This is a genomic window from Amycolatopsis cynarae, assembly GCF_026802195.1.
Lineage (GTDB): Bacteria > Actinomycetota > Actinomycetes > Mycobacteriales > Pseudonocardiaceae > Amycolatopsis_E > Amycolatopsis_E rhizosphaerae.
In genome coordinates this window covers 3,767,857-3,787,141 of record NZ_CP113836.1, presented here as the reverse complement: position 1 = coordinate 3,787,141, position 19,285 = coordinate 3,767,857, and the positions used below count along the sequence as shown (strand labels likewise).

13 protein-coding genes are annotated in these 19,285 nt (G+C 68.9%); 2 read left to right on the top strand and 11 right to left on the bottom strand.

Annotation, left to right across the window (positions count from 1 at the left end; genetic code table 11):
* Window positions 1-44: 44 nt before the first annotated feature.
* Window positions 45-1,040, bottom strand: coding sequence for a TauD/TfdA family dioxygenase (locus tag ORV05_RS18100; RefSeq protein ID WP_268440610.1), 996 nt, complete (start codon window positions 1,038-1,040; stop codon window positions 45-47).
* Between the two features lie 294 nt (window positions 1,041-1,334).
* On the opposite strand from ORV05_RS18100, the gene ORV05_RS18095 reads away from it, so the two are divergent.
* A complete protein-coding gene (locus ORV05_RS18095) occupies window positions 1,335-6,320 on the top strand; it encodes a non-ribosomal peptide synthetase (RefSeq protein WP_268440609.1) in 4,986 nt (1,661 codons plus the stop codon).
* A 337-nt stretch (window positions 6,321-6,657) separates the two neighbouring features.
* Here the strand turns inward: ORV05_RS18095 and sbnA are convergent, their stop codons facing one another.
* The 6 genes from sbnA to ORV05_RS18065 form a co-directional block, all read right to left on the bottom strand.
* Window positions 6,658-7,644 carry a 2,3-diaminopropionate biosynthesis protein SbnA gene (gene sbnA / locus ORV05_RS18090; protein WP_268440608.1) on the bottom strand — a complete coding sequence of 329 codons (987 nt, stop codon included), beginning with the start codon at window positions 7,642-7,644 and terminating at the stop codon, window positions 6,658-6,660.
* 100 nt (window positions 7,645-7,744) lie between these two features.
* Entirely contained in the window at window positions 7,745-8,776 is a 1,032-nt protein-coding gene (sbnB, locus tag ORV05_RS18085; RefSeq protein ID WP_268440606.1) for a 2,3-diaminopropionate biosynthesis protein SbnB, read from the bottom strand.
* Window positions 8,777-8,789: 13 nt separating this feature from the next.
* Complete coding sequence (locus ORV05_RS18080) at window positions 8,790-9,752, bottom strand: TauD/TfdA family dioxygenase (RefSeq protein WP_268440604.1); 963 nt, start codon at window positions 9,750-9,752, stop codon at window positions 8,790-8,792.
* Complete coding sequence (locus tag ORV05_RS18075; RefSeq protein WP_268440603.1) at window positions 9,752-12,154, bottom strand: non-ribosomal peptide synthetase; 2,403 nt, start codon at window positions 12,152-12,154, stop codon at window positions 9,752-9,754. The genes ORV05_RS18080 and ORV05_RS18075 overlap by 1 nt, the downstream gene beginning before the upstream one ends.
* Before the next feature lie 7 nt (window positions 12,155-12,161).
* On the bottom strand, window positions 12,162-12,290 hold the full coding sequence (locus ORV05_RS18070) for a hypothetical protein (RefSeq protein WP_326938064.1): 129 nt from the start codon (window positions 12,288-12,290) through the stop codon (window positions 12,162-12,164).
* A 149-nt stretch (window positions 12,291-12,439) separates the two neighbouring features.
* Entirely contained in the window at window positions 12,440-13,207 is a 768-nt protein-coding gene (locus ORV05_RS18065; protein WP_268440601.1) for a thioesterase II family protein, read from the bottom strand.
* A gap of 219 nt (window positions 13,208-13,426) precedes the next feature.
* On the opposite strand from ORV05_RS18065, the gene ORV05_RS18060 reads away from it, so the two are divergent.
* Window positions 13,427-14,650 carry a sulfotransferase family protein gene (locus ORV05_RS18060; RefSeq protein ID WP_268440600.1) on the top strand — a complete coding sequence of 408 codons (1,224 nt, stop codon included), beginning with the start codon at window positions 13,427-13,429 and terminating at the stop codon, window positions 14,648-14,650.
* Between the two features lie 226 nt (window positions 14,651-14,876).
* On the opposite strand, the gene ORV05_RS18055 is transcribed toward ORV05_RS18060, so the two are convergent.
* The 4 genes from ORV05_RS18055 to ORV05_RS18040 all read right to left on the bottom strand — a co-directional run bounded on the left by ORV05_RS18055 (window position 14,877) and on the right by ORV05_RS18040 (window position 19,253).
* Window positions 14,877-16,034, bottom strand: coding sequence for a nucleotide disphospho-sugar-binding domain-containing protein (locus ORV05_RS18055; protein WP_268440598.1), 1,158 nt, complete (start codon window positions 16,032-16,034; stop codon window positions 14,877-14,879).
* A gap of 57 nt (window positions 16,035-16,091) precedes the next feature.
* Window positions 16,092-16,781, bottom strand: a complete 690-nt coding sequence (locus tag ORV05_RS18050; RefSeq protein ID WP_268440597.1) for an ABC transporter permease — start codon at window positions 16,779-16,781, stop codon at window positions 16,092-16,094.
* A gap of 70 nt (window positions 16,782-16,851) precedes the next feature.
* Window positions 16,852-17,877: an ATP-binding cassette domain-containing protein gene (locus ORV05_RS18045; protein WP_268440596.1), complete on the bottom strand. Its 1,026-nt coding sequence runs from the start codon at window positions 17,875-17,877 to the stop codon at window positions 16,852-16,854.
* Entirely contained in the window at window positions 17,874-19,253 is a 1,380-nt protein-coding gene (locus ORV05_RS18040) for a cytochrome P450 (protein WP_268440595.1), read from the bottom strand. The genes ORV05_RS18045 and ORV05_RS18040 overlap by 4 nt, the downstream gene beginning before the upstream one ends.
* Window positions 19,254-19,285 lie beyond the last annotated feature (32 nt).

Below are 19,285 nucleotides of genomic sequence, written 5' to 3'. Positions count from 1 at the left end.
CTCACGGCACCGCGGCCGCGCGAGTGGTCCCCCTGGCGGAGACCCTAGGCGCGGGCGAGACGGGTGACTTCGGATACCGAGGGCAGCACGCGCGGAGCGGGCATGTGGTCGCGGATCCACGCTGGCACCGTGCGCAGGGAGTAGAAGCGGCGCAGCCAGCGGTTGTTGCCGTCGTATCGCGGGGTGAAGGCCGACCGGCCGTGGGCGGCCACGTGGTTGTCGATGAGGATGAGGTCGCCCGGTTCCAGCATGATCTCCCGGCAACTGGCGTCGAGCGCGGCGGACAGCTCCCGCAGCGCGGCCTTGCCCCGGGAATCGTACGAGTAGGTGTTGTGCGCGTCGAACCGCATGAGAAGGCCGTCGTCCTCGCCGGAGATCACCGGATGGGGCGGGCTGGACGGGCGCTCTCCCGCACTACCGCGCGTGAAGGAGGTGGGGTAGAGGCTGTGGAAGACGGGGCTTCGAAGGATCGCGATGGTCTCCGCGGACAACCCTTCCGCGGCCTCGCGCACCGACGACAACCGCGACGCGCCGAGGCCGGCGCGATCCTGGCGCAGGCACAGGAGGCCGAGGAAGTCCGGGCGCAGCGGATGGTGCGCGTTCTCGGTGTGGAAACCGAGGTTGCGGGCGCCGGTGTTCTCGATGCGGGTTTCCTCGCCCCGCACCGGATGTACCTCGTGAATCAGGGTGCCGCCCTTTTCGTCGGCGTAGCCGACCGGTGAGCCGAGCAGTCCGGCCACCAGCAGGAGAAATCCGCTGGTGCTGTGTTCTGTGAGGAAACCCGTGGTGTAGGAGTCCGGGGTGGGGGGCAGCGCGTCGATCGGGATACCCCGGATCACCGCGAAACCGCGGCGGCCGGAATCCTCGGCGAAGCGCGAGACGAAGGCCGCGAGGCCGGCCGGGACGCCCTCGACGGCGATCGCGGTGTCCTGCGGCGCGGAGTCGAACCTGCAGGCCAGATCGGCGGCCGGCCGGTGGAAGGCGCGCCGCTCCTCGACGGTCAGCGGGTAGCTGGGCATTTCGGTGGCGCTCAACGGCACGACGACCTCCAGGAGATACCGGACAACGGCGAAAGTTGTGTCGAAGACGCTAGCGGAGGCGAATTTTGAATCCATTTTGCTGATTGGCCGGACGGTGCCGGGGACGGAGTCGACCTCGATACTTCCGGCGGAACGGGGTAAATCGCGACGAAAAGATCCCGAAAACTCCTCCGACCTGATCCGGTTCGGCCCCGGAGCCCGGCGCGGACGGCCAGAGCGCGCCGATAACGTGGTGAAACCGTTGCGGTCTAACGTTCTCTCGGGTGTCTGACAGGGCGAACTGGAGTCTGCACGATGGATGATCAGGCGGGTCGGATGCTCGCGGGACGGAACGAAACGGCGCACCGGAATGCCGGGGAGCCGCTCCCCGGACACATCGAGCGGCAGGTCCGCCGCGATCCCGGCCGCGTGGCGGTGGTCTGCGGTACGGAAAGCCTTTCCTACGGTGAGCTGAACGTCCGGGCGAACCGGCTCGCCCACGCGCTCATCGCGCGCGGCGCCGGCCCGGAGAAGGTCGTGTCGGTGTGCCTGCCGCGGTCGGTGGAACTGGTCGTGGCGATGGTGGCCGTGCTCAAGGCGGGCGCGGCGTACCTGCCGATCGACCCGGACTATCCGCCGGAGCGGATCGCCTTCATGCACGAGGACGTGCGCGTGGTGGCGCGGATCGACGAGCGCACCTTCGACGAGCCGGCGGGCTACCCGGAAACCGATCCGACCGACGCGGACCGGAGCGCTCCCCTGACCGCCGCCCACCCGGCCTACGTCATCTACACCTCGGGTTCGACCGGACGGCCGAAGGGCGTCGTCGTGCCGCACCACGGTGTCGTCGGCTACCTGGCGCACCTGCACGAGTGCACGGGGCTCGGCCCCGGGGACACCGTGCTGAACCTCGCCTCGGTGTCCTTCGACCCCTCCGTGCGCGACATCTTCGGGCCGTTGACGGCGGGTGCGACGCTGGCCATGGTGCCGCCCGAGGAGGCGAAGGACCCCCGGGCGCTGCTCACCGCGGTGAACCGGCACCGGGTGACCGTGCTGCCCGCGCTGGTGCCGACGATGCTCAGCGCGCTCGCCGACGCGGCCGAGGCCACCGGAACAGCCCCGTCACCCTGGCTGCGGGTGGGCCTGGTGAGCGGCGAGGAACTGACCCTGGCACACACCCGGCGCGCCGGCGCGGTGGGCGCTGCCTGGAAGCTGATCAACCAATACGGCCCCACCGAATGCACGATGGTCGCGACCTGGCACCCGGTCGACGGGGAACGGGGGCCCCGGATCCCGATCGGCAGGCCGATTCCGAACGCCCGGTGCGCCGTGCTCGACGAACGGTTGCGGCCGGTGGCGCCGGGCACCGTGGGGGAGCTGTACCTGGGCGGCGACGAGATCGCCCGCGGCTACGCGGGCCGTCCTGCCCTGACCGCCGAACGCTTCGTGGCCGACCCCCATGGGGTGCCCGGTTCCCGCATGTACCGTACGGGCGACCTCGCACGGCAGCGGGCCGACGGTGCGCTGGAATTCCACGGCCGGATCGATGACCAGGTGAAACTGCGGGGCAACCGGGTCGAGCTCGGCGAGATCCAGGCAGTGCTGGCGGAGGTTCCCGGTGTGGCGCAGGCAGCCGTCACCGTGCGCGAGGACCGGCCCGGCGACCAGCGGCTCGTCGGCTACCTGGTCGGGAACTTCGAACCGGCACGGTTGCGCGCGTACCTGGGTGAGCGGCTGCCCGCCTACATGATCCCGTCGGCGTTCGTCGCGCTGGACGCGCTTCCGTTGTCGCCGAACGGAAAGCTCGACAGGAAGCGGCTGCCCGCACCGGAGATCACCGGCACCGGGCGGGCGCCGGAGTCGGAGCGGGAACGGATCCTGTGCGAGCTGTTCGCCGACGTGCTGGGAGCCGGGCAGGTCGGCGCGGACGACGACTTCTTCGCGCTGGGTGGCCATTCCCTGCTGGTGTTCCGCCTGATCAGCCGCATCCGGTCGGCCCTGGGTGTCGAAGTGCGGCCGCAAGCGGTGTTCGAGGCACCGTCGCCCGCCGCGCTGCTGGACCGGCTCGAGGGCGAAAGCCGCGCGCGCCGGCCGATCAGCCGGGCGAAGCGGCCGGAGCTGGTGCCGCTTTCGCTCGCGCAGCGCAGGTTGTGGTTCCTGCACCGGTTTCACGGGCCGAATCCGGCCTACAACGTCGTCTGGGCGGTGCGGATCTCGGGCGAACTGGACCGGGCGGCGCTGAGCAGCGCGCTCGGCGATGTGCTGGCCCGCCACGAATCCTTGCGCACGGTGTTCTTCGAACGTGACGGCGAGCCCTACCAGCTGGTTCTGGGCATGGAAAGCACCCGTCCTGAGTTGTCCATTCTAGACGTGGACGAGGCCGGGCTGGACGGAGCGGTCGCCGCGGCCGCCGCCCAGACCTTCGACCTCGCCGTCGACATCCCGTTGCGGGTGACCCTGTTCTCGCTGGGCGAGCTCGAGCAGGTGCTGCTGGTGGTCATGCACCACATCGCCGCCGATGGCGGTTCGATCGTTCCTCTGGTACGCGATCTGTCGGCGGCGTATACGGCACGCCGGGCCGGGCGGCAGCCCGGCCTGCCGGCGCCTCGCATCCAGTACGCGGATTTCGCACTGTGGCAGCGAGAGCATCTCGGCGGGACGGACGGGGACGACCCGGGCCCGGTCGCCGGGCAGCTGGAGTACTGGCGGCGCACGCTCGACGGCTCTCCCGAGCTGCTGGAACTACCCACCGACCGGCCACGTCCCGCGGAAGCGGGTTACCAGGGCGACCGCGTCCGTTTCACCTTGGACGGCGTGGCATACCGGCAATTGCTCGGACTGGCCAGGGAAACGGGCACGACGGTGTTCATGGTCGTGCACGCGGCGCTCGCGGCGCTGCTGACCCGGTTGGGATCGGGTACGGACATCCCGGTCGGCACCGTGCTCGCCGGTCGCGACGACGAGACGCTCGACGACGTCATCGGGTTCTTCGTGAACACGGTGGTCCTTCGCACCGACACCTCGGGCGATCCGAGCTTCCGTGTGTTGCTGCGACGGGTGCGGGAGACCGACCTGGCCGCATACGCCCATCAGGACGTCCCCTTCGAACGGCTGGTGGAAGCGCTCAACCCGGCGCGGTCGGTGTCCCACACCCCACTGTTCCAGGTGATTCTCACCTATGACAGCGGCGCCGACGTCCGGCCGGACTTTTCCGGGCTGTCCGCCGAACCCTATCTCGCGGGCTCGCGCACGACGAAGTTCGATCTGTCCTTCTTCGTCTGGGAGACCGCCTCCGCCATCGAGGGCTATCTCGACTACGCGACCGATCTGTTCGACGCCGTGACGGCCGAGGAACTCGTGGCCCGCCTGGTGCGTCTGCTGTGCGGGGCGCTGGCGGAGCCGGACGCGCCGATCAGCCGGCTGGACCTGCTCTCCGTCGCCGAACGGCACGAGGTGCTGGTGGCGTGCAACGAAACCGGCATCGACGTGCCCGACGCCGTGCTGCCGCAGCTGTTCGCCACTCAGGTGCGCCGGGCGCCCGGCGCCTCCGCGGTGGTGTTCGAGGACGAGACCCTGACCTACGCCGAACTCGACGCCCGCGCGAACAGGCTGGCCAGGATGCTGGTGCGGGCCGGAGTCGGGCCGGAGCGGTTCGTCGCGGTCGCGCTGCCGAAATCGACCGATCTCGTGGTGGCCATGCTGGCGGTGCTCAAGGCGGGCGCGGCCTACCTGGCCGTCGACCTGAGCTATCCGCGGGAGCGGATCGCGTTCACGCTCACCGACCTCGATCCGGTGCTGGTACTCACCAGTACCGAGGCCGCCGGTGCGCTCCCGGTCGACGGAAACCTCGTCGTGCTGGACGATCCGCATACGGTGGCGGTGCTCGGCGCGCTGCCGAGCGAAGACGTCACCGACGACGAGCGCACCCATGCCCTGCGGCCGCACAACCCGGCATTCGCGATCTACACCTCGGGTTCGACCGGACGCCCGAAGGGAGTCGTTGTCGAGCACCATTCGCTGAACCATTACCTGGCCTGGGCGCGTGACGCCTACCCCGGCGTCGCCGGGCGTGCGCTGGTGCACTCATCGGTGTCGTTCGACCTGACGGTGACCGGGTTGTACGCCACCCTGACCGCCGGCGGGTGCGTCCACTTGATCGACCTCGACGAGAACGCCGCGCGCAAGAACCCGGCGCGGCCCACCTTCGTCAAGGCGACACCGAGCCATCTGCCGCTGCTGATCGCCCTGCCAGGGCGGTTCTCGCCCACCGAGCAGCTCGTGCTCGGCGGTGAGCCGCTGCTCGGCGAGGTGCTCGACGAATGGCGGGCCAAGCATCCGGACGTCACCGTCCTCAACGAGTACGGCCCGACCGAGACGACCGTCGGGTGCATGGACTGCCGGATCCTGCCGGGTGAGACGGTACCCCCCGGGGTGGTGACCCTCGGCTACCCGAGCTGGAACACGCAGATGTATGTGCTGGACGCGGCGCTGCAACCGGTGCCACCGGGCGTGGCGGGCGAGATCTACATCGCCGGTGAGCTCGTCACCCGCGGCTACCACCGGCGGCCCGCGCTGACCGCCGCGCGCTACGTGGCCAACCCCTTCGGTCCGCCGGGCTCGCGCATGTACCGCTCCGGCGACCTGGCCCGGCGGTCCCGCGACGGCAGGCTGGAATTCCTCGCGAGGGTCGACGACCAGGTGAAGGTCCGGGGTTTCCGGATCGAGCTCGGTGAGATCGAGGCTGTGCTCGGCCAGGATCAGGCGGTGGCGCACGTCGCGGTGATCGTGCGCGAGGACCGGCCCGGCGACCGGCGACTGGTCGCCTACTTCGTCCCGGCGGAACGCACCCCGGCGGCGGCGGTCGACACGGCGGCGCTGCGCGCCCGCTGTGCGCGGTATCTGCCGGAATACATGGTGCCGTCGGCGTTCGTGGCGATGGACGTGCTGCCGCTGACGCCGAACCGGAAACTGGACCGGCGGTCGCTGCCGGTTCCGGTGTATGAGGGTGACAGCTCGGCCCGCGCGCCGCGCTCCGCACAGGAAGAGATCCTGTGCGGGTTGTTCGCCGAGGCGCTCGGAGTACCGGCGGTGGGCATCGACGACAACTTCTTCGCGCTGGGCGGGCATTCCCTGCTCGCTGTCCGGCTGATCAGCCGGATCCGCTCCACCTTCGACGCGGAGCTGTCCCTGCGGGTGCTGTTCGAGTCGCCCACCGTGGTGTCTCTCGTCGAACACCTCAGCCACGCCGAGAAGGCCCGGCCCGCCTTGCGGAGCATGCCGCGGCCGGAGGAGATCGGCTGAGTCCGGCCCACTTGGTGGTGTGTTCCACGCTCGGGCCGGTGTTGGGTGCCCTGAAGGTCGCCTTCAGGGTCGTAAACGCCCTCAAGGTCGCCTTGAGGGCACACCCTTGACACGAACAGCGCTGAATCCCTGTCGGGCGCTGCCGTGAGGGCACCTCAGGTAAGCCGAGCGTAAACTCACCCGCCCCACTGTGGGACACAAACGCCGGAAGGTGGGACACGAGCGCACGAGCGTGGGACTCACCCTCGCATGGGCCGACTTCGCCGGGGCCCTGGTCGAATCGACTGTGAAGGGCCCCTTCACGGCCAACGGCCAACGGCCAAGGGCGCGCCCGGGCTCAGGTCGGCAGTGACTCCGCGGGCAGCTCGTCCGGCTGGAGCACGTCCTCGCCGTAGAGGTCGCGCAGCCAGTTGCTCTGGTAGACGGTGTCGAGGTACCGCTCACCGAGGTCGGGCGCGATGGCGACGGCGGTGGCGCCTCTCGCGTCGTTTTCGGCGAGCCAGCGCATCGCACCGCTGATCACCGTGCCGGTCGAGCCACCGAACAAGAACCCCCGCCTGGCCAGCCGGTGACACGCGCGGATCGTGTCGGGCTCGGACACGTGCACCACATCGTCCACAAAGGATTCATCGAGGATCGCGGGGCGGACGTTGGTGCCCAGTCCCGGGATCATGCGCCGCGCCGGCGGGCCGCCGAAGGTCTGCGAGCCCACGGCGTCCACCGCGACGATGCGGACCGGCCGGTGCCATTCGCGCAGGAAACGCGCGCAGCCCATCAGCGTCCCGGTGGTACCGGCGCCGACGAACAGCACGTCGAGATCCGGGAACTGGCGGACGATGGCCGGGGCGGTGGAGGTGTAGTGCGCGGCCCAGTTGCCCGGGTTGGCGTACTGGTTGAGCCAGAGATAGCGGCTGTCGGAGGCGCAAAGCGCCCGGATGTAGCTCAGGCGTGCCGCCAGGAAACCGCCCTCGGCCTCCGGTTCGGTGATGATGTGCACGCGGGTGCCCAGTGCCTCCATCAGGCGCCGCGTGGAGAGATTGCAGCGAGAGTCGGTCACGCAGACGAATTCGTAGCCACGGCTTGCCGCGACGACACTCAGCGCGACGCCGAGATTCCCGGAAGAGGACTCGACCAGCAGCCGCCCCGGGACCAGTGCCTTGGCACGCTCGGCGGCGGTGACCATCCGCACGGCGGCCTTGAGCTTGACCGAACCCGCGAAGTTGAACCCCTCGCACTTGAGGTACAGCGAGGTGCCGAACACGGGTTCCAGGTCGACGTAGAGGTCCTCCTCGTTGAATTCGTGCGGAGCGGAAATGACCGGCACGGTGGCACTCCTCCTGCGACGGCGGATCGAGCGGGGTCTGCGGCGGGGTGCGCGGGCGAACGGGGGAGAAACACCGGCCGTGTCGCGTGCGCGCGAGCCTTCAGCCGTACCGCCGCAGCTCGTGGAAGAAGCCCTCGACGACCGGCAGCTCCCCGTGGTGGCTGACCTCGTCGTAGACGAAGCGGCCCACGGCCAGGTCGAGGACACCGAGCCCGAACGGCGAGAACACCAGCGGGTGGCCGGCGGGCGGGGAAACGCGGCCCGCCAGCACCTCGGGCAACGTGCCGAGCAGGAATTCGCGGCCGCCGGAGGCCTGCTCGGCCAGGTGGGCGGACGTGCCCGCCTTGAGGCAGTGCTCGACGTCGTCGACGATGTTCACGGCGTCGAGGATGATCTCCGGCGAGAGGTCTCGCAGGGACAGGTGGAGCACGAGCGGGTTGTGCTCGAACCAGCCGGGGTCGGTGATGTGGGGGACCGCGGCGACGGTGGCGAAGACGATCAGGTCGCTGGAGCGGATCAATTCCGCCGCGCTCGCGTGCACCGTGACCTTGCCCGGCGCCTCCGACCGCGTGAGGTACGAGCGGAAACCCTCGGCGTGCTCGGCCGAGACGTCGTGAATGCCGACTTCGTCGAAGGACCAGCCCGTCGCGGTGAGGTAGCGATGCACGTAGCGGGCGATCAGCCCCGTCCCGCAGAAGCCGATCGTCCTCGGCCGGGAGCGGGTCCGGGTCAGCCGGTCGGCGGCCAGTGCCGCCGACGCCGCCGTCCTGGTCGCGCTGATGATCGAGCTTTCCAGGCAGGCGAACGGATATCCGGTTTCCGGGTCGTTGAGGATCAGCACGGCCGAGGCGCGCGGGATCCCGGCGGCCACGTTCTCCGGGAAGCTGGAGATCCACTTCAGGCCGTCGACCGCCGCCGGCCCGCCCAGCGCGGCGGGCAGCGCGATGATCCGTGCCGACGGCCGGTCGGGAAAGCGCAGGAAGTACGACGGCGGGTTGACCGTGTCGCCGGTGCCGTGCAACCGGTAGGTCTCCTCGACGAGGTCGACGATCCGCCGTTCGCGGCCGCGGAGCGCGTCGGCTACCTGCGTACCCGGGATCACGGCGAAGGAGGGCACGCTGGCTTCTGACATGACTGGGACTCCCTCAGATCGATGGGGCGGCCAGGGGATCGGCGCGGTCGGCCAGCCGCACCGGCTCGGCCATGGCGACGACGATCTCGCGGTTTCCCGTATACGGCTGCGTGCTGTGGCTCGTCTGGATGTTGTCGGTGATCATCACGTCGCCGGCCCGCCACCGGTGGCTGACCGTGTGCTCGTCGTACACGCCGTTGATCGCCGTCACCGCCTCCTCGGGAACGGGCGTGCCGTCGCCGAAACGCGTCGTGAAGGGCAGCGAATCGGCTCCGTAGACGTCGACCAGGTAGGTCCGGATCTCGGGGGCCATCGTCCATTCGTTGAGGAAGGCGATCTGGTTGAACCAGCAGCGGGCGCCGGTCACCGGATGCCGCACGACCGCGGGGCGCAGTTGCCGGGTCCGCAGGACGCCGTCCCCCCGCCACTCGAAGTCGATCGCGTTGGCGCGGCAGTACGCTTCGACGGCCCCGCGATCACTGGTACCGAACGCCTCGGCCACCGAGACGCCGACGTCACCGTTGTAGGTGCGCTCGAGCAGCCATCCGTCGCGCTCGAACCGCTCAACCAGATCCCGGGGCAGCGCCGCCAGCACCGAGGCCGAGTCGGCGATGGCGGTCGCGCCGCCCGTGCCGGGTGCGGTGACACAGGCGAAGATCATCAAAGCGGGGAATTCGAGCGCGTAGCTCAGCTCGTGGTGCATGCACATGGGCTGGTCGGGCGGCCACTTCGACGAGGAGTACACCCCCTCGGCGTGGCGGTCGCGCGGGGCGAAGGGCTCCCGTTCGGCCATCAGCGGGACCGGGAGCGACTGGCACAGCTTGACCGCGTCGCCGCGCTCCCGGGGTTCGAGCCCGCGCACGACGACAGCGCCGTGCCTGGTGACGGCCTCGCGCAGCTCCGCCCAGGGCGCCCCGGTATGCCAGCCTGCGGATACTTCGAGAACCGGCACTTCGGTCAGCGATGGGGACGGCATCACACCCGCCTTTCCGACTCGGATGCTTCCCGGCACCGCTGTTCCAGCACCGTGGCCAGGTCGGCGAGAACCGGGTGGTCGGTCATGTCCTTCGGTGAGACCAGCCGGTCGAGCAAGATCGCGAGGCGCACCGCCGACAGCGACGTGCCGCCCCGCTCGAAGAAATGGTCCGACCAGCCGATGTCGTCGACCGGGATGCTGAGGACCTGCGACCAGGCCAGCGCGAGCTGCCGCTGGGCGGGAGTGCCCGCCCCGGCCTCTCGGGGGGTGCCGAGCCGGAAGAGGTCCGCGGCGAGCCGGACGAGCGCCTTCCGGTCGATCTTGCCGTTCGCGGTCAACGGCAGGCGGTCGCGGCGATGGAAGGCGGCCGGGATCATGTACGCGGGCAGCGTCCGGCTCAGGACGGCCCGGAGCTCGTCGGCGGTCGTCTCCGTGTCGGAGCGGTAGAAGGCCACCAGCTGCCGGGTGCCGTCGGCGCGTTCGGCGACCACGACAGCGCCCGCTCGCACCCCGGGCACGAGCAGGAGGGCGTTTTCGACCTCGCCCGGTTCGATCCGGAAGCCGCGGATCTTGACCTGGCTGTCGGCCCGGCCGAGGAACTCGAGTTTGAAGTCGGGCAGCCACCGGCCGAGGTCGCCGCTGCGGTACAGCCGCTGCCCGGGGTAATGCGGATCGGTGCCGAAGGCCAGCCGGGTGCGCTCGGCATCGTTGATGTACCCGCGGCCGACACAGACGCCGGAGAAGACGATTTCGCCCGCCGCGCCGAGCGGAACGGGCTGGAGGCTCTCGTCGACGAGGTAGATCCGCACGTTGGCCACGGGCGGGCCGAGCGGAACCCGGTCCTGTGCGGGGACCTGGTACATGATCTCGTGGTTGGTGTCGTCGGAGGTCTCGGTGAGCCCGTAGGCGTTGATCAGCCCGATTCCCGGTACGGTGGCGAACCAGCGGCGCACCAGTTCCTTCTTGATCTCCTCACCGGTCACCAGCACATGGCGCAGGGACCCCAGCGGGCGGTGGTGCTTCTCCAGGAACGAGACGATGACGTCCAAATAGGACGGGACGACCTGGAGCACGGTGACCCGCTCCCGGACGAGGTGCTCGATCAGGCCCTCGACGTCCAGGATCAGCTCCTCCCCGACGATCACCGTCCGGCCACCCATGAGCGGGCCGCAGACCAACTGCCACAGAGAGATGTCGAAACACTGCGGCGCGGTCTGGGCCACCACGTCCGAGGCGCCGATCCCGACGTCGTCCGCCTTGGCGTAGAGGTGGTTGAGCAGCCCCGCGTGCTCGCACATCGCGCCCTTCGGCTCTCCGGTGGAGCCTGAGGTGAAGTAGATGTAGGCGAGTTGGCCGGGCTCGACCCGCACGTGGGGATCGCCCTCCGGTCCGTCCCCGGTGTACAGGTCGCTGATGACCATCGTGGCGACGTCCCCGGCATCGCGCAGGGCGCGGCCGGAACCCGGTTCGGTGAGGGCGAGGCGGCAGCCGGAGCGGGTCAGCATCGTCGCGATGCGGTCCGCCGGGAATCGCGGCTCGATCGGGAGGTAGGCGGCGCCGGCCTTGAACACGGCGAGGACCGCGGCGAACCAGTCCAGGTTGCGTTCGGTCATCACCGCGACGACGTCTTCGCGGACGGTGCCCCTGGCGAGCAGCGCCCACGCGATGCGGTTGGCGCGGCGGTTCAGCTCACGGTAGGTGAGCCGCGCGTCGCCGTGGACGGCGACGATCGCGTCCGGCTGCTCGCGCACGCGTTCTTCGAACAGTTCGTGGAAGGCGCGGTCCGGCCGCTTGCGCCGCGGTCCGGCGAGTGCTTCGAGCTGGAAGGCGATTTCCTCTTCGGAGAGCAGCTTCGCCCGTCCGTGCCGGGCATCGGGGTCGGCGGTGATCAGGTCCAGGGCGCTGCGGTGGTATCCGGCGATCCGGCCGGCGTAGTCGTCGTCGATCAGCTCGGACCGGTAGCGCAGCCGGAGCCTGTTGGAAGCCCGCTCGAACCGGATCGCCAGCACCACACCCGCGGGCAGCGCATCCGGCCAGTGCCGGTCGCCGACCGGGTCGAGTGTCGTCTCGAAGGTGGGCGGTTCCTCCGACTCGCTCGGTTCGGCCCGATCCAGGTGGGCGATCAGCTCGCGCCATGAGCCGTCGCGGACGGTGAGGTCCAGCGCGGCGGCGTCTTCCCGCCCGGGGGCCAGGTACCCGGTCACGATGCGCTGTTCGCCGGTGAGCACGGCGAGCACCTTCGTGTGCGCGGCCAGCACCAGCACGTGCGGCGGGACACCCAGGCGTCCGGCCGTGGCCGCCAGCGTGGTGGCGAAATCGTCCGGCATCGCCGTCTCGTGCTCGTGTATCCCCTCGGCGGGAACGGCGGCCCAGCGCGGGATGGTGCCGAATGTGGGCTTCATCGGACGCTCAGCCGCGAGACGCCGAGTCCATGAGCTCGGCAAGGCTCTTCGGGCGCAGGTCGGTCCAGTTCCGCCCGACGTGGTCGACGCACGAGGCGCGGGTGTCCTCACCGTGCACTTCACAGGGATTCGTCATGAACTGGCTCCTTCTCACCGATACTCCCGGTCGAGGTTAGGGGGACCGATTATCGCTGGGATATTGGTTTCATTGCCCGGCGCGCGAAACTCCGGAGGCGAATACCCGATGTCCGCCGCCGGCTCGACCAGAGCGGAAAACACAAACGGTCAGCGTGCGTTCTGCCCGAGTACGATTTCGGTCAGGGCGGCGACCACCGCGTGCGGCGGTGGGCTCAGGTAGAAATGACCGCCCGGGAACAGGTGCAGATCGAACCCGGACCGCGTGTGCTGATCCCATTCCCGGACGTCCTCGACCGATGTGGTCGGATCCTCCTCGCCGAGGAGCGCGGTGATCGGGACGGACACCGTCGCGCCCGGTACGGGCCGGTATTCCTCGTGTGCCTTGACATCGGCGCGCATCGCGGGCAGCACGAGCTCGGTGAGGTCGGGGTCGTCCAGCACACCAACGTCGGTTCCGCCCAGCGAACGCATTTCTTCGAGCAGCGCGTTGTCGTTGTTCCAACTCGGCTGCCCGCCCCGTGTCCGGCCGGGCGCGCCCCGGGCCGAGACGATCAGCCGCACCGGACGGGGCCCTCCGTCGAGCTCCAGTCTCCTGGCCACCTCGAACGCCACGATCGCGCCCATGCTGTGCCCGAACAGGACCAGAGGCTGCGGCGGTACCGCCCTGGTCGCGCGGTACATCAGGTCGCTGAGGGGACCTATGGCGTCGAGGCACGGCTCGGCCAGGCGGTCCTGGCGTCCCGGATACTGCGCGGCCAGCACCGTCACGTCCGGGGCGAGCGCATCGGCCAGTGGCGCGAAGAAACTCGCCGATCCACCGGCGTGCGGGAAGCACAGCAGGGTCGTGGTCCCGTGCGAGGGCGCCGCCCCGAACCGGCGGAGCGACCCGGTGGGCTCATCGATGATGTGTGTCATGATCACCTTCCGTGCTCGTGCCCCGGAACCCGTGGTGAGGCGGCCCGACACTACGGTGCGCTGTTTTCCCGTCGTTATCATCGCGTTGGACAGCGAAGTGGAGATTTGCTCGTCTGGAGGTGATAACAGTGCGAAATCGGAAACAATTAGTATCATCGGCGCTAAGTGGAGTTGAGACGTTTTGTCCGGCGCACGGTTGAGTTCGATTGGATCGACATCATGCCAGCCAACCATCAATCCATCCGAATCGACGACCTGCGGAACCCCGTGCTCACCGACGCCGTGCGTCGGACGATTGATGACGCGGAACGCAATCCGGTCGACCTGACGGAGGACGCGGTACTGTCCTACGCGCGACAGTTGACCGGGCTCGCCGACTTCGGCCCCGACACGTTTCGCGCCGGTCTGCGCAGTCAGCTCGCGGGCACGACCGGAACACCGTTGGACCGTGCCGAGATGTTCCGCTCGGTCGTGCGCAATCTGGTGATCCGGTTGCGGTTCTACGATCTCCTCGGCCGGCATCCGGAAATCCTCGACCGGAAGATCGAAAAACCGATCATCATCGTGGGGCCGTCACGTTCGGGAACCACCTACCTCCAGGGCACGATCGCCGCGGATTCCCGGCTTCGGTCGCTTCGGCTGCGCGAAGCGGCCGAACCGTTTCTCCCGGACGGCGCCGCGCCGGCGGCCGACAATGGCGTGATGTGGTCCGTCTCGGACGACGGGCAGAACAAGTCGAGCATAGTGCTGCCGGGGGTGCGCACCGACCTGCTGCCCCACCTGGCCAGCATACTTCAACTCGGTCCCGACGACGTGGCGCAGGAAAACATGTTGATGGACTCCAATTTCCCCATCGACGACGAGGACCAGGCGCCGCACTACGCCTATATGGCGACCATGCTCAAGGCGTTGCAGTGGCAGCGCGGGCCGGATCGCTGGGTGCTCAAGGCGCCGATGCACTGCCAGTACATTCCTCTGCTGCTGGCCAATTTTCCCGACGCCACGTTCGTCATGCCCCACCGCGACCCGGTGGCCATGGTCCAGTCGCTCGCCACGATGTTCGCGTACGCGGCGCGACTACGGTCGTCCGAAGTGGATGTCGAATCGATTTTCGCCGCGGCGACCGATCGCATCGAGGGCATGATCCGGGCCAGGATGCGCGACCGTTCGCTCATCGCGGACGACCACGTCGTCGACGTGCTCTTCCACGAATTCACCACCGACCAGCTGTCCGCGGTGCGGGAAATCTACGCCGCCGCCGGGCTGACACCGACCGATGAGCTGAGCGAAAACATCGCCGCGTTCAACGCCGAGCACCGCCGTTATCGGAGGCAGCGGATCGTCCACGACCTGCGAGCCGACTTCGGGGTTGAGCCGGGGGAGCTCCGCGAGCGATTCGACTTCTACTACCAGCGTCATCCGGTGCGGATCGAGGTCCGGTAGGGGCTGAGCCCCTCTGTGTCCCACGCGGCCGCGCGACACTGCTGTGAGGGGTCCCCTCACAGCAAATACGACCGTGAGGGGACCCCTCACGGCAATCCGTCGACAGGGGAACGGCACTCCCGGGACCAGAGGCGTGCCCTCAAGGGGCCTTGAGGGCGTTTATGACCCTGAAGGCGACCTTCAGGGCACCCCGCCACGCCCCTGGCCGCCCGCCTTGGCGGCTGAGTCACGGCTCGCACAGGCTTGCCAGCCTGGGTACGACCTCGGCCGGGGTTGGCATGGCGGAGATCTCCGCCTGAACCTGCCCGGCGGCCGAGCGCAACGCATCATCGGTGACCAGTCGGCGCACCAGGGCGGTGTCGACCTCCTCGATCCTGGCCGAGATGCCGACGCCGCGGTTGTGCACCGCCCTGGCGTTGATGCCGTTGTCCGCGCCGGTGGCCAGCACGAGTTGCGGGACACCGGCTTCCAGCGCGGTCAATGTGGTACCGCCACCACCGTGGTGGATCAGCGCGGTACAGGTGGGCACCAGGGCCGACAGCGGTACCCAGCCGAAAACCCGGGCGTTGCGCGGGATCGCGCCGAGCGCGTCGGCGTCCACATCGCCGAGCGCGAGGACCAACTCGACGTCCAGGTCCGCCGCCGCGGCCAGGATCGAAGCCGCCAGTTCCAGCCGCCAGGCGCCGGAACCCGAGCCCAGCGTGACGCCGATCCGAGGGCGGTCCGGTGTGGCGACCGGCGGCGCCAACCAGGCGGGCAGCTGCGCACCGCCGCTGTAGGGAACGTGGCGCATCGGCCAGCCACCGGGCGATCCGTCGATCATGCTGGGCGGGCAGGAATCGGTGCCGGCGCGCCGCTCGGGTAGGCCGGTGGCGCCGAAGTCGGCGAACACCTCTTTCATGTGCTGGTACATCAGGACCGAAAGGCGCTCGCTTCGGCCGAAACCTTCGCGACACTCGACCGAGGGCACGCCGAGCACTGCCGCCGCCACCAGCGCACCGCCGTACAACGACGAGTGCACCACCAGGTCGGGCCGCCATGCGCGGGCCAGGTCGACGAGCACGTCGGTGAACTCGGCGGATCTCTCGGCGAAGAACGGCACCGCCTCCTCGAGGGAGTCCAGCCCGGCGTCACCCCGCTCGCGCAGTTTGGCATGGAGACCAGGATTTGATTCGGCCAGCTTCTCGGCCGACTTCGTCAGCGCTTCCGGCCGGTCCTGTCCCAGCTCGACCTCCACGACGGGAAGCCCCGCCCTTTCCACGGCCAGACCGCCCAACGCGGTGCCGAACAGCACCTCGTGCCCGGCCGCGCGCAGTGCCCACGCCAGCGGCACCATCGGATAGGCATGGCCGACTGCCGGGATAGGGAGGAAGAGAACACGCATCGTCCTGGTCATCCTTTCTTTCGCGCACATCCGATGCCAGCGACCGGTGGGTGCGGTTCAGACGCGGCGGGCGTACCGCATGACGGTCAACGGGCCGAAGACCGCGGTCGTACCGAGGATCCAGAAAACGGTACCGGTCACCGGAATCAGGGCATCGGTGCCGGCCATGAGGGCACGACAGGCGTCGCACACCAGCGTCACCGGATTGACCTCGGCGAAAACGCGCAACCAACCCGGCATGGTGTCGAGCGGAACGAACATCGAGCTGCCGAACTGCAAGGGGATCATCCACATCGAGGCGGCCGTCTGAACGGATTGCGGTCGCCGCAGCATCAGGCCGATGAACGCCGACACCCAGGACAGCGCCATGCCGAGACCCACCATGAGCAGCATCGAAGCGAGTACGGCCAAGGGGCCGCCGGACGCCCGGAAGCCGATGGCGAACCCGAACGCGAACATCAGGACCAGGACGATGACCATGCGGCAGACATCGGCGGCGATCCGTCCGATCAGCACCGATGAACGCGCGATGGGAAACGAGCGGAACCGGTCCATCATCCCGGAGGTGAAGTCCAGGTTCAGCCATATTCCGGTCAGCCTGGACGCGACGGCAACGGTTTGGAAAGTGATGCCCGGCAGCACGTATTCCTTGTAGTCGATTCGGCCATTGCCGATCGCGCCGCCGAAAACGTAGATCAGGACGATCCCGAACAGCATCGGGAAGACGGCCGTGGAAACCAGCTGCATCGGCGAACCCCGCATGTGCAGGAGATTGCGCCGACAGATCGCCAAGGACTGGCGGAGCACCCGTCGGGGATCAGTCGTCGACCTGCCCGGGGTCATGATGGGCAGGTCGGTCTGCAAAGGTCCCATCCGATTCCTCGCCAGCCTTCCGCCTTGTCTCGGTGTTCGGTGTGCGCCCGGTGAGGGCGAGGAAAACCTCGTCCAGTCCGGGGGTGTGCGTATCGACGCTGACCAGCGGCAGACCGGTTTCGCCCAGCGTCCGGACCGCCCTGGTGAGCTGGTCGTCGTGGCTGATCGTCAGCGAAACCAGGCCGGTTTTTTCGTCGGTTCTGACCATTCCGAGCCCGGCGTCGGTGAACGCCGACGCCACCGCGTTCGGCGGCACCGAGGGTGCCGGCCGGACCCGCAGCACGGTCCCGCCGACCTTGGCGCACAGCTCCGCGATCGGACCGTTGGCGACTACGGCACCGTCGTCCATGACCGCCACGTGGTCGGCCAGTTCCTCGGCCTCCGTCATGTACTGGGTGGTCAGCAGCACGGTGGTGCCCTGTGCGACCAGTTCCCGCGCGATGTCCCACAGCCCGTTGCGGCTGTGGGGATCGAGCCCGGTCGTCGGTTCGTCGAGGTAGAGCACCTTCGGCCGGCCGAGGAGGCTGGCGGCCAAGTCCAGCCGCCGCCGGAGTCCACCGGAATAGGTGGACACGAGCCGGCCGGCCACCCTGGTCAGTTCCAGCCGCTCGAGCAACTCGTCCACTCTCGCCCATGCCGCGCGCCGCGGAAGGTCCAGTAGCCGGGCGAACAGGTACAGGTTCTCGCGTCCGGAGATGTCGATGTCCACCATGGAGTACTGGCCGGTGAGACCCATCGATTCGCGGACGAGGTCCGGCCGTTCGCTGATCTCGTGGCCGGCGACCCACGCCCGCCCCGCGTCCGGCGGCACCAGGGTGGCCAGCATGCGAATCATGGTGGTCTTGCCGGCCCCGTTCGGACCCAGCAGGCCCAGTACGGTGCCGGCAGGCACCTCGAGGTCGACGCCGTTCACGGCACGGACGTCACCGAAGTGTTTCACCAGCCCCTGGACTTCGATCGCGGCGGTCATCGGCGTCCCCGTTGTGCGGCGATACCGGGATCGAACGCCGCCGGCATCGGATCAAGTTCGACGGGCAGGTGCAGATAGCCCTGGGTGAGATTGCTGCGCAGCCATTCCGGCGGGCCGGTGAGAGTGATCGAGTGCACCTGCTCGACGAGCACCCGCAACAACGCGGTGAGGCCGGCGCGTGCCAGTGCCGCGCCAAGGCAGTGGTGCGGCCCGTTGCCGAAGCCGAGATGCCTGTTCGACGGCCGGTCCAGCAGGAACCGCTGCGGTTGCGGGAACACTCGTTCGTCCCGGTTGGCGGCGGGCAGCCAGGCCACCACCGGGCTTCCGGCCGGCAGGACCCGCCCGGAGATCTCGACATCCTCCGTGGCGACCCGCAGCACGTGCATGGCCGGTGACGTCCACCGGATCACTTCTTCGACGACCGTCCGGATCAGCGCGGGATCCGCCCGCAGCCGGTCCAGCGCGTCGGGAACGGTGCTCAACGCGTGAAAGCACCCGGTGATCGAATGCCGGGTCGTCTCGTTGCCGCCGATCAATACGTTGTCGCAGTTGAACAACACGTCCTGGACGCTGAGCCGGCCGTCGGACAACAGCGTGCTCACCAGATCGTCGCCGGGGGCGGATCGCCGCCGTTCCACGAGTTCGTAAAAATACATCAGAATTTCGGAATGCGCCTCACTGGGCGTCATTTTGTCGAACGTCCCGTCGCTGCCACCGAAAGCGTGGTTGGTCAGTTCGACGAGTCGCTCCCGGTCATTCGGCGGCACGCCGAGTATCTCGCAGACCACCGCGGCGGGCAGTCTCGGCCCGACGGTCATGGCGACGTCGACCCGGCCTGTTCGGAGGGCGTCGGAAACGCATTTCCGGACCTCGGTGTCGATGAACTGATCCAACGTGGTCGCGTTCGTCCGGGACAGGAACGGCGTTATCAGCCGCCGGAGACGGGTGTGGTGGTCGCCATCGGTGACCACCAGCATCCTGCCGCCTGCGCGGTCCGGAGTCTCGGCGTCGAACCCGATCATCATTCCGTACTCGGAGGTGAACGGTGCCGATGGCGCGAGAACCGCGCGGCACGCCTCATGGGAGAACACCGACCAGAAGCCGTGCGGTGAGCTGCCCGGTTCACTCCATACCGGCTCGTCGGCGGCCGCATAATCCCGCCACATCGCGAAGCGGGCGTCCGTTCGGTACAGATCCGGATTTCCGAGATCCGATACGTACTCCCGAGCAGCACGTGCTCGCCGAGGACTGGTAAGGTCTTCGTCCTCGAACGGGTTCGTCATCGCTCGGCTCCTTTGCTCAGGCCCTGCGCCAAGGTTAGGTATTCCACTTATCGCCGAGTTATCGGGCGAAGTTCCCCGCCGCTGATTTCCCACCCCGCCGGATCCGCGGGGCCGAATGGTCCTGA

Bases quoted from the DNA above. Each gene is read 5' to 3' on its own strand.
- ORV05_RS18095 (WP_268440609.1), top strand. From the start codon at position 1,335: ATGGATGATCAGGCGGGTCGGATGCTCGCGGGACGGAACGAAACGGCG.
- sbnB (WP_268440606.1), bottom strand. From the start codon at position 8,776: ATGTCAGAAGCCAGCGTGCCCTCCTTCGCCGTGATCCCGGGTACGCAG.
- ORV05_RS18080 (WP_268440604.1), bottom strand. From the start codon at position 9,752: ATGCCGTCCCCATCGCTGACCGAAGTGCCGGTTCTCGAAGTATCCGCA.
- ORV05_RS18075 (WP_268440603.1), bottom strand. From the start codon at position 12,154: ATGAAGCCCACATTCGGCACCATCCCGCGCTGGGCCGCCGTTCCCGCC.
- ORV05_RS18070 (WP_326938064.1), bottom strand. From the start codon at position 12,290: ATGACGAATCCCTGTGAAGTGCACGGTGAGGACACCCGCGCCTCGTGC.
- ORV05_RS18065 (WP_268440601.1), bottom strand. From the start codon at position 13,207: ATGACACACATCATCGATGAGCCCACCGGGTCGCTCCGCCGGTTCGGG.
- ORV05_RS18060 (WP_268440600.1), top strand. From the start codon at position 13,427: ATGCCAGCCAACCATCAATCCATCCGAATCGACGACCTGCGGAACCCC.
- ORV05_RS18055 (WP_268440598.1), bottom strand. From the start codon at position 16,034: ATGCGTGTTCTCTTCCTCCCTATCCCGGCAGTCGGCCATGCCTATCCG.
- ORV05_RS18050 (WP_268440597.1), bottom strand. From the start codon at position 16,781: ATGCAGCTGGTTTCCACGGCCGTCTTCCCGATGCTGTTCGGGATCGTC.
- ORV05_RS18045 (WP_268440596.1), bottom strand. From the start codon at position 17,877: ATGACCGCCGCGATCGAAGTCCAGGGGCTGGTGAAACACTTCGGTGAC.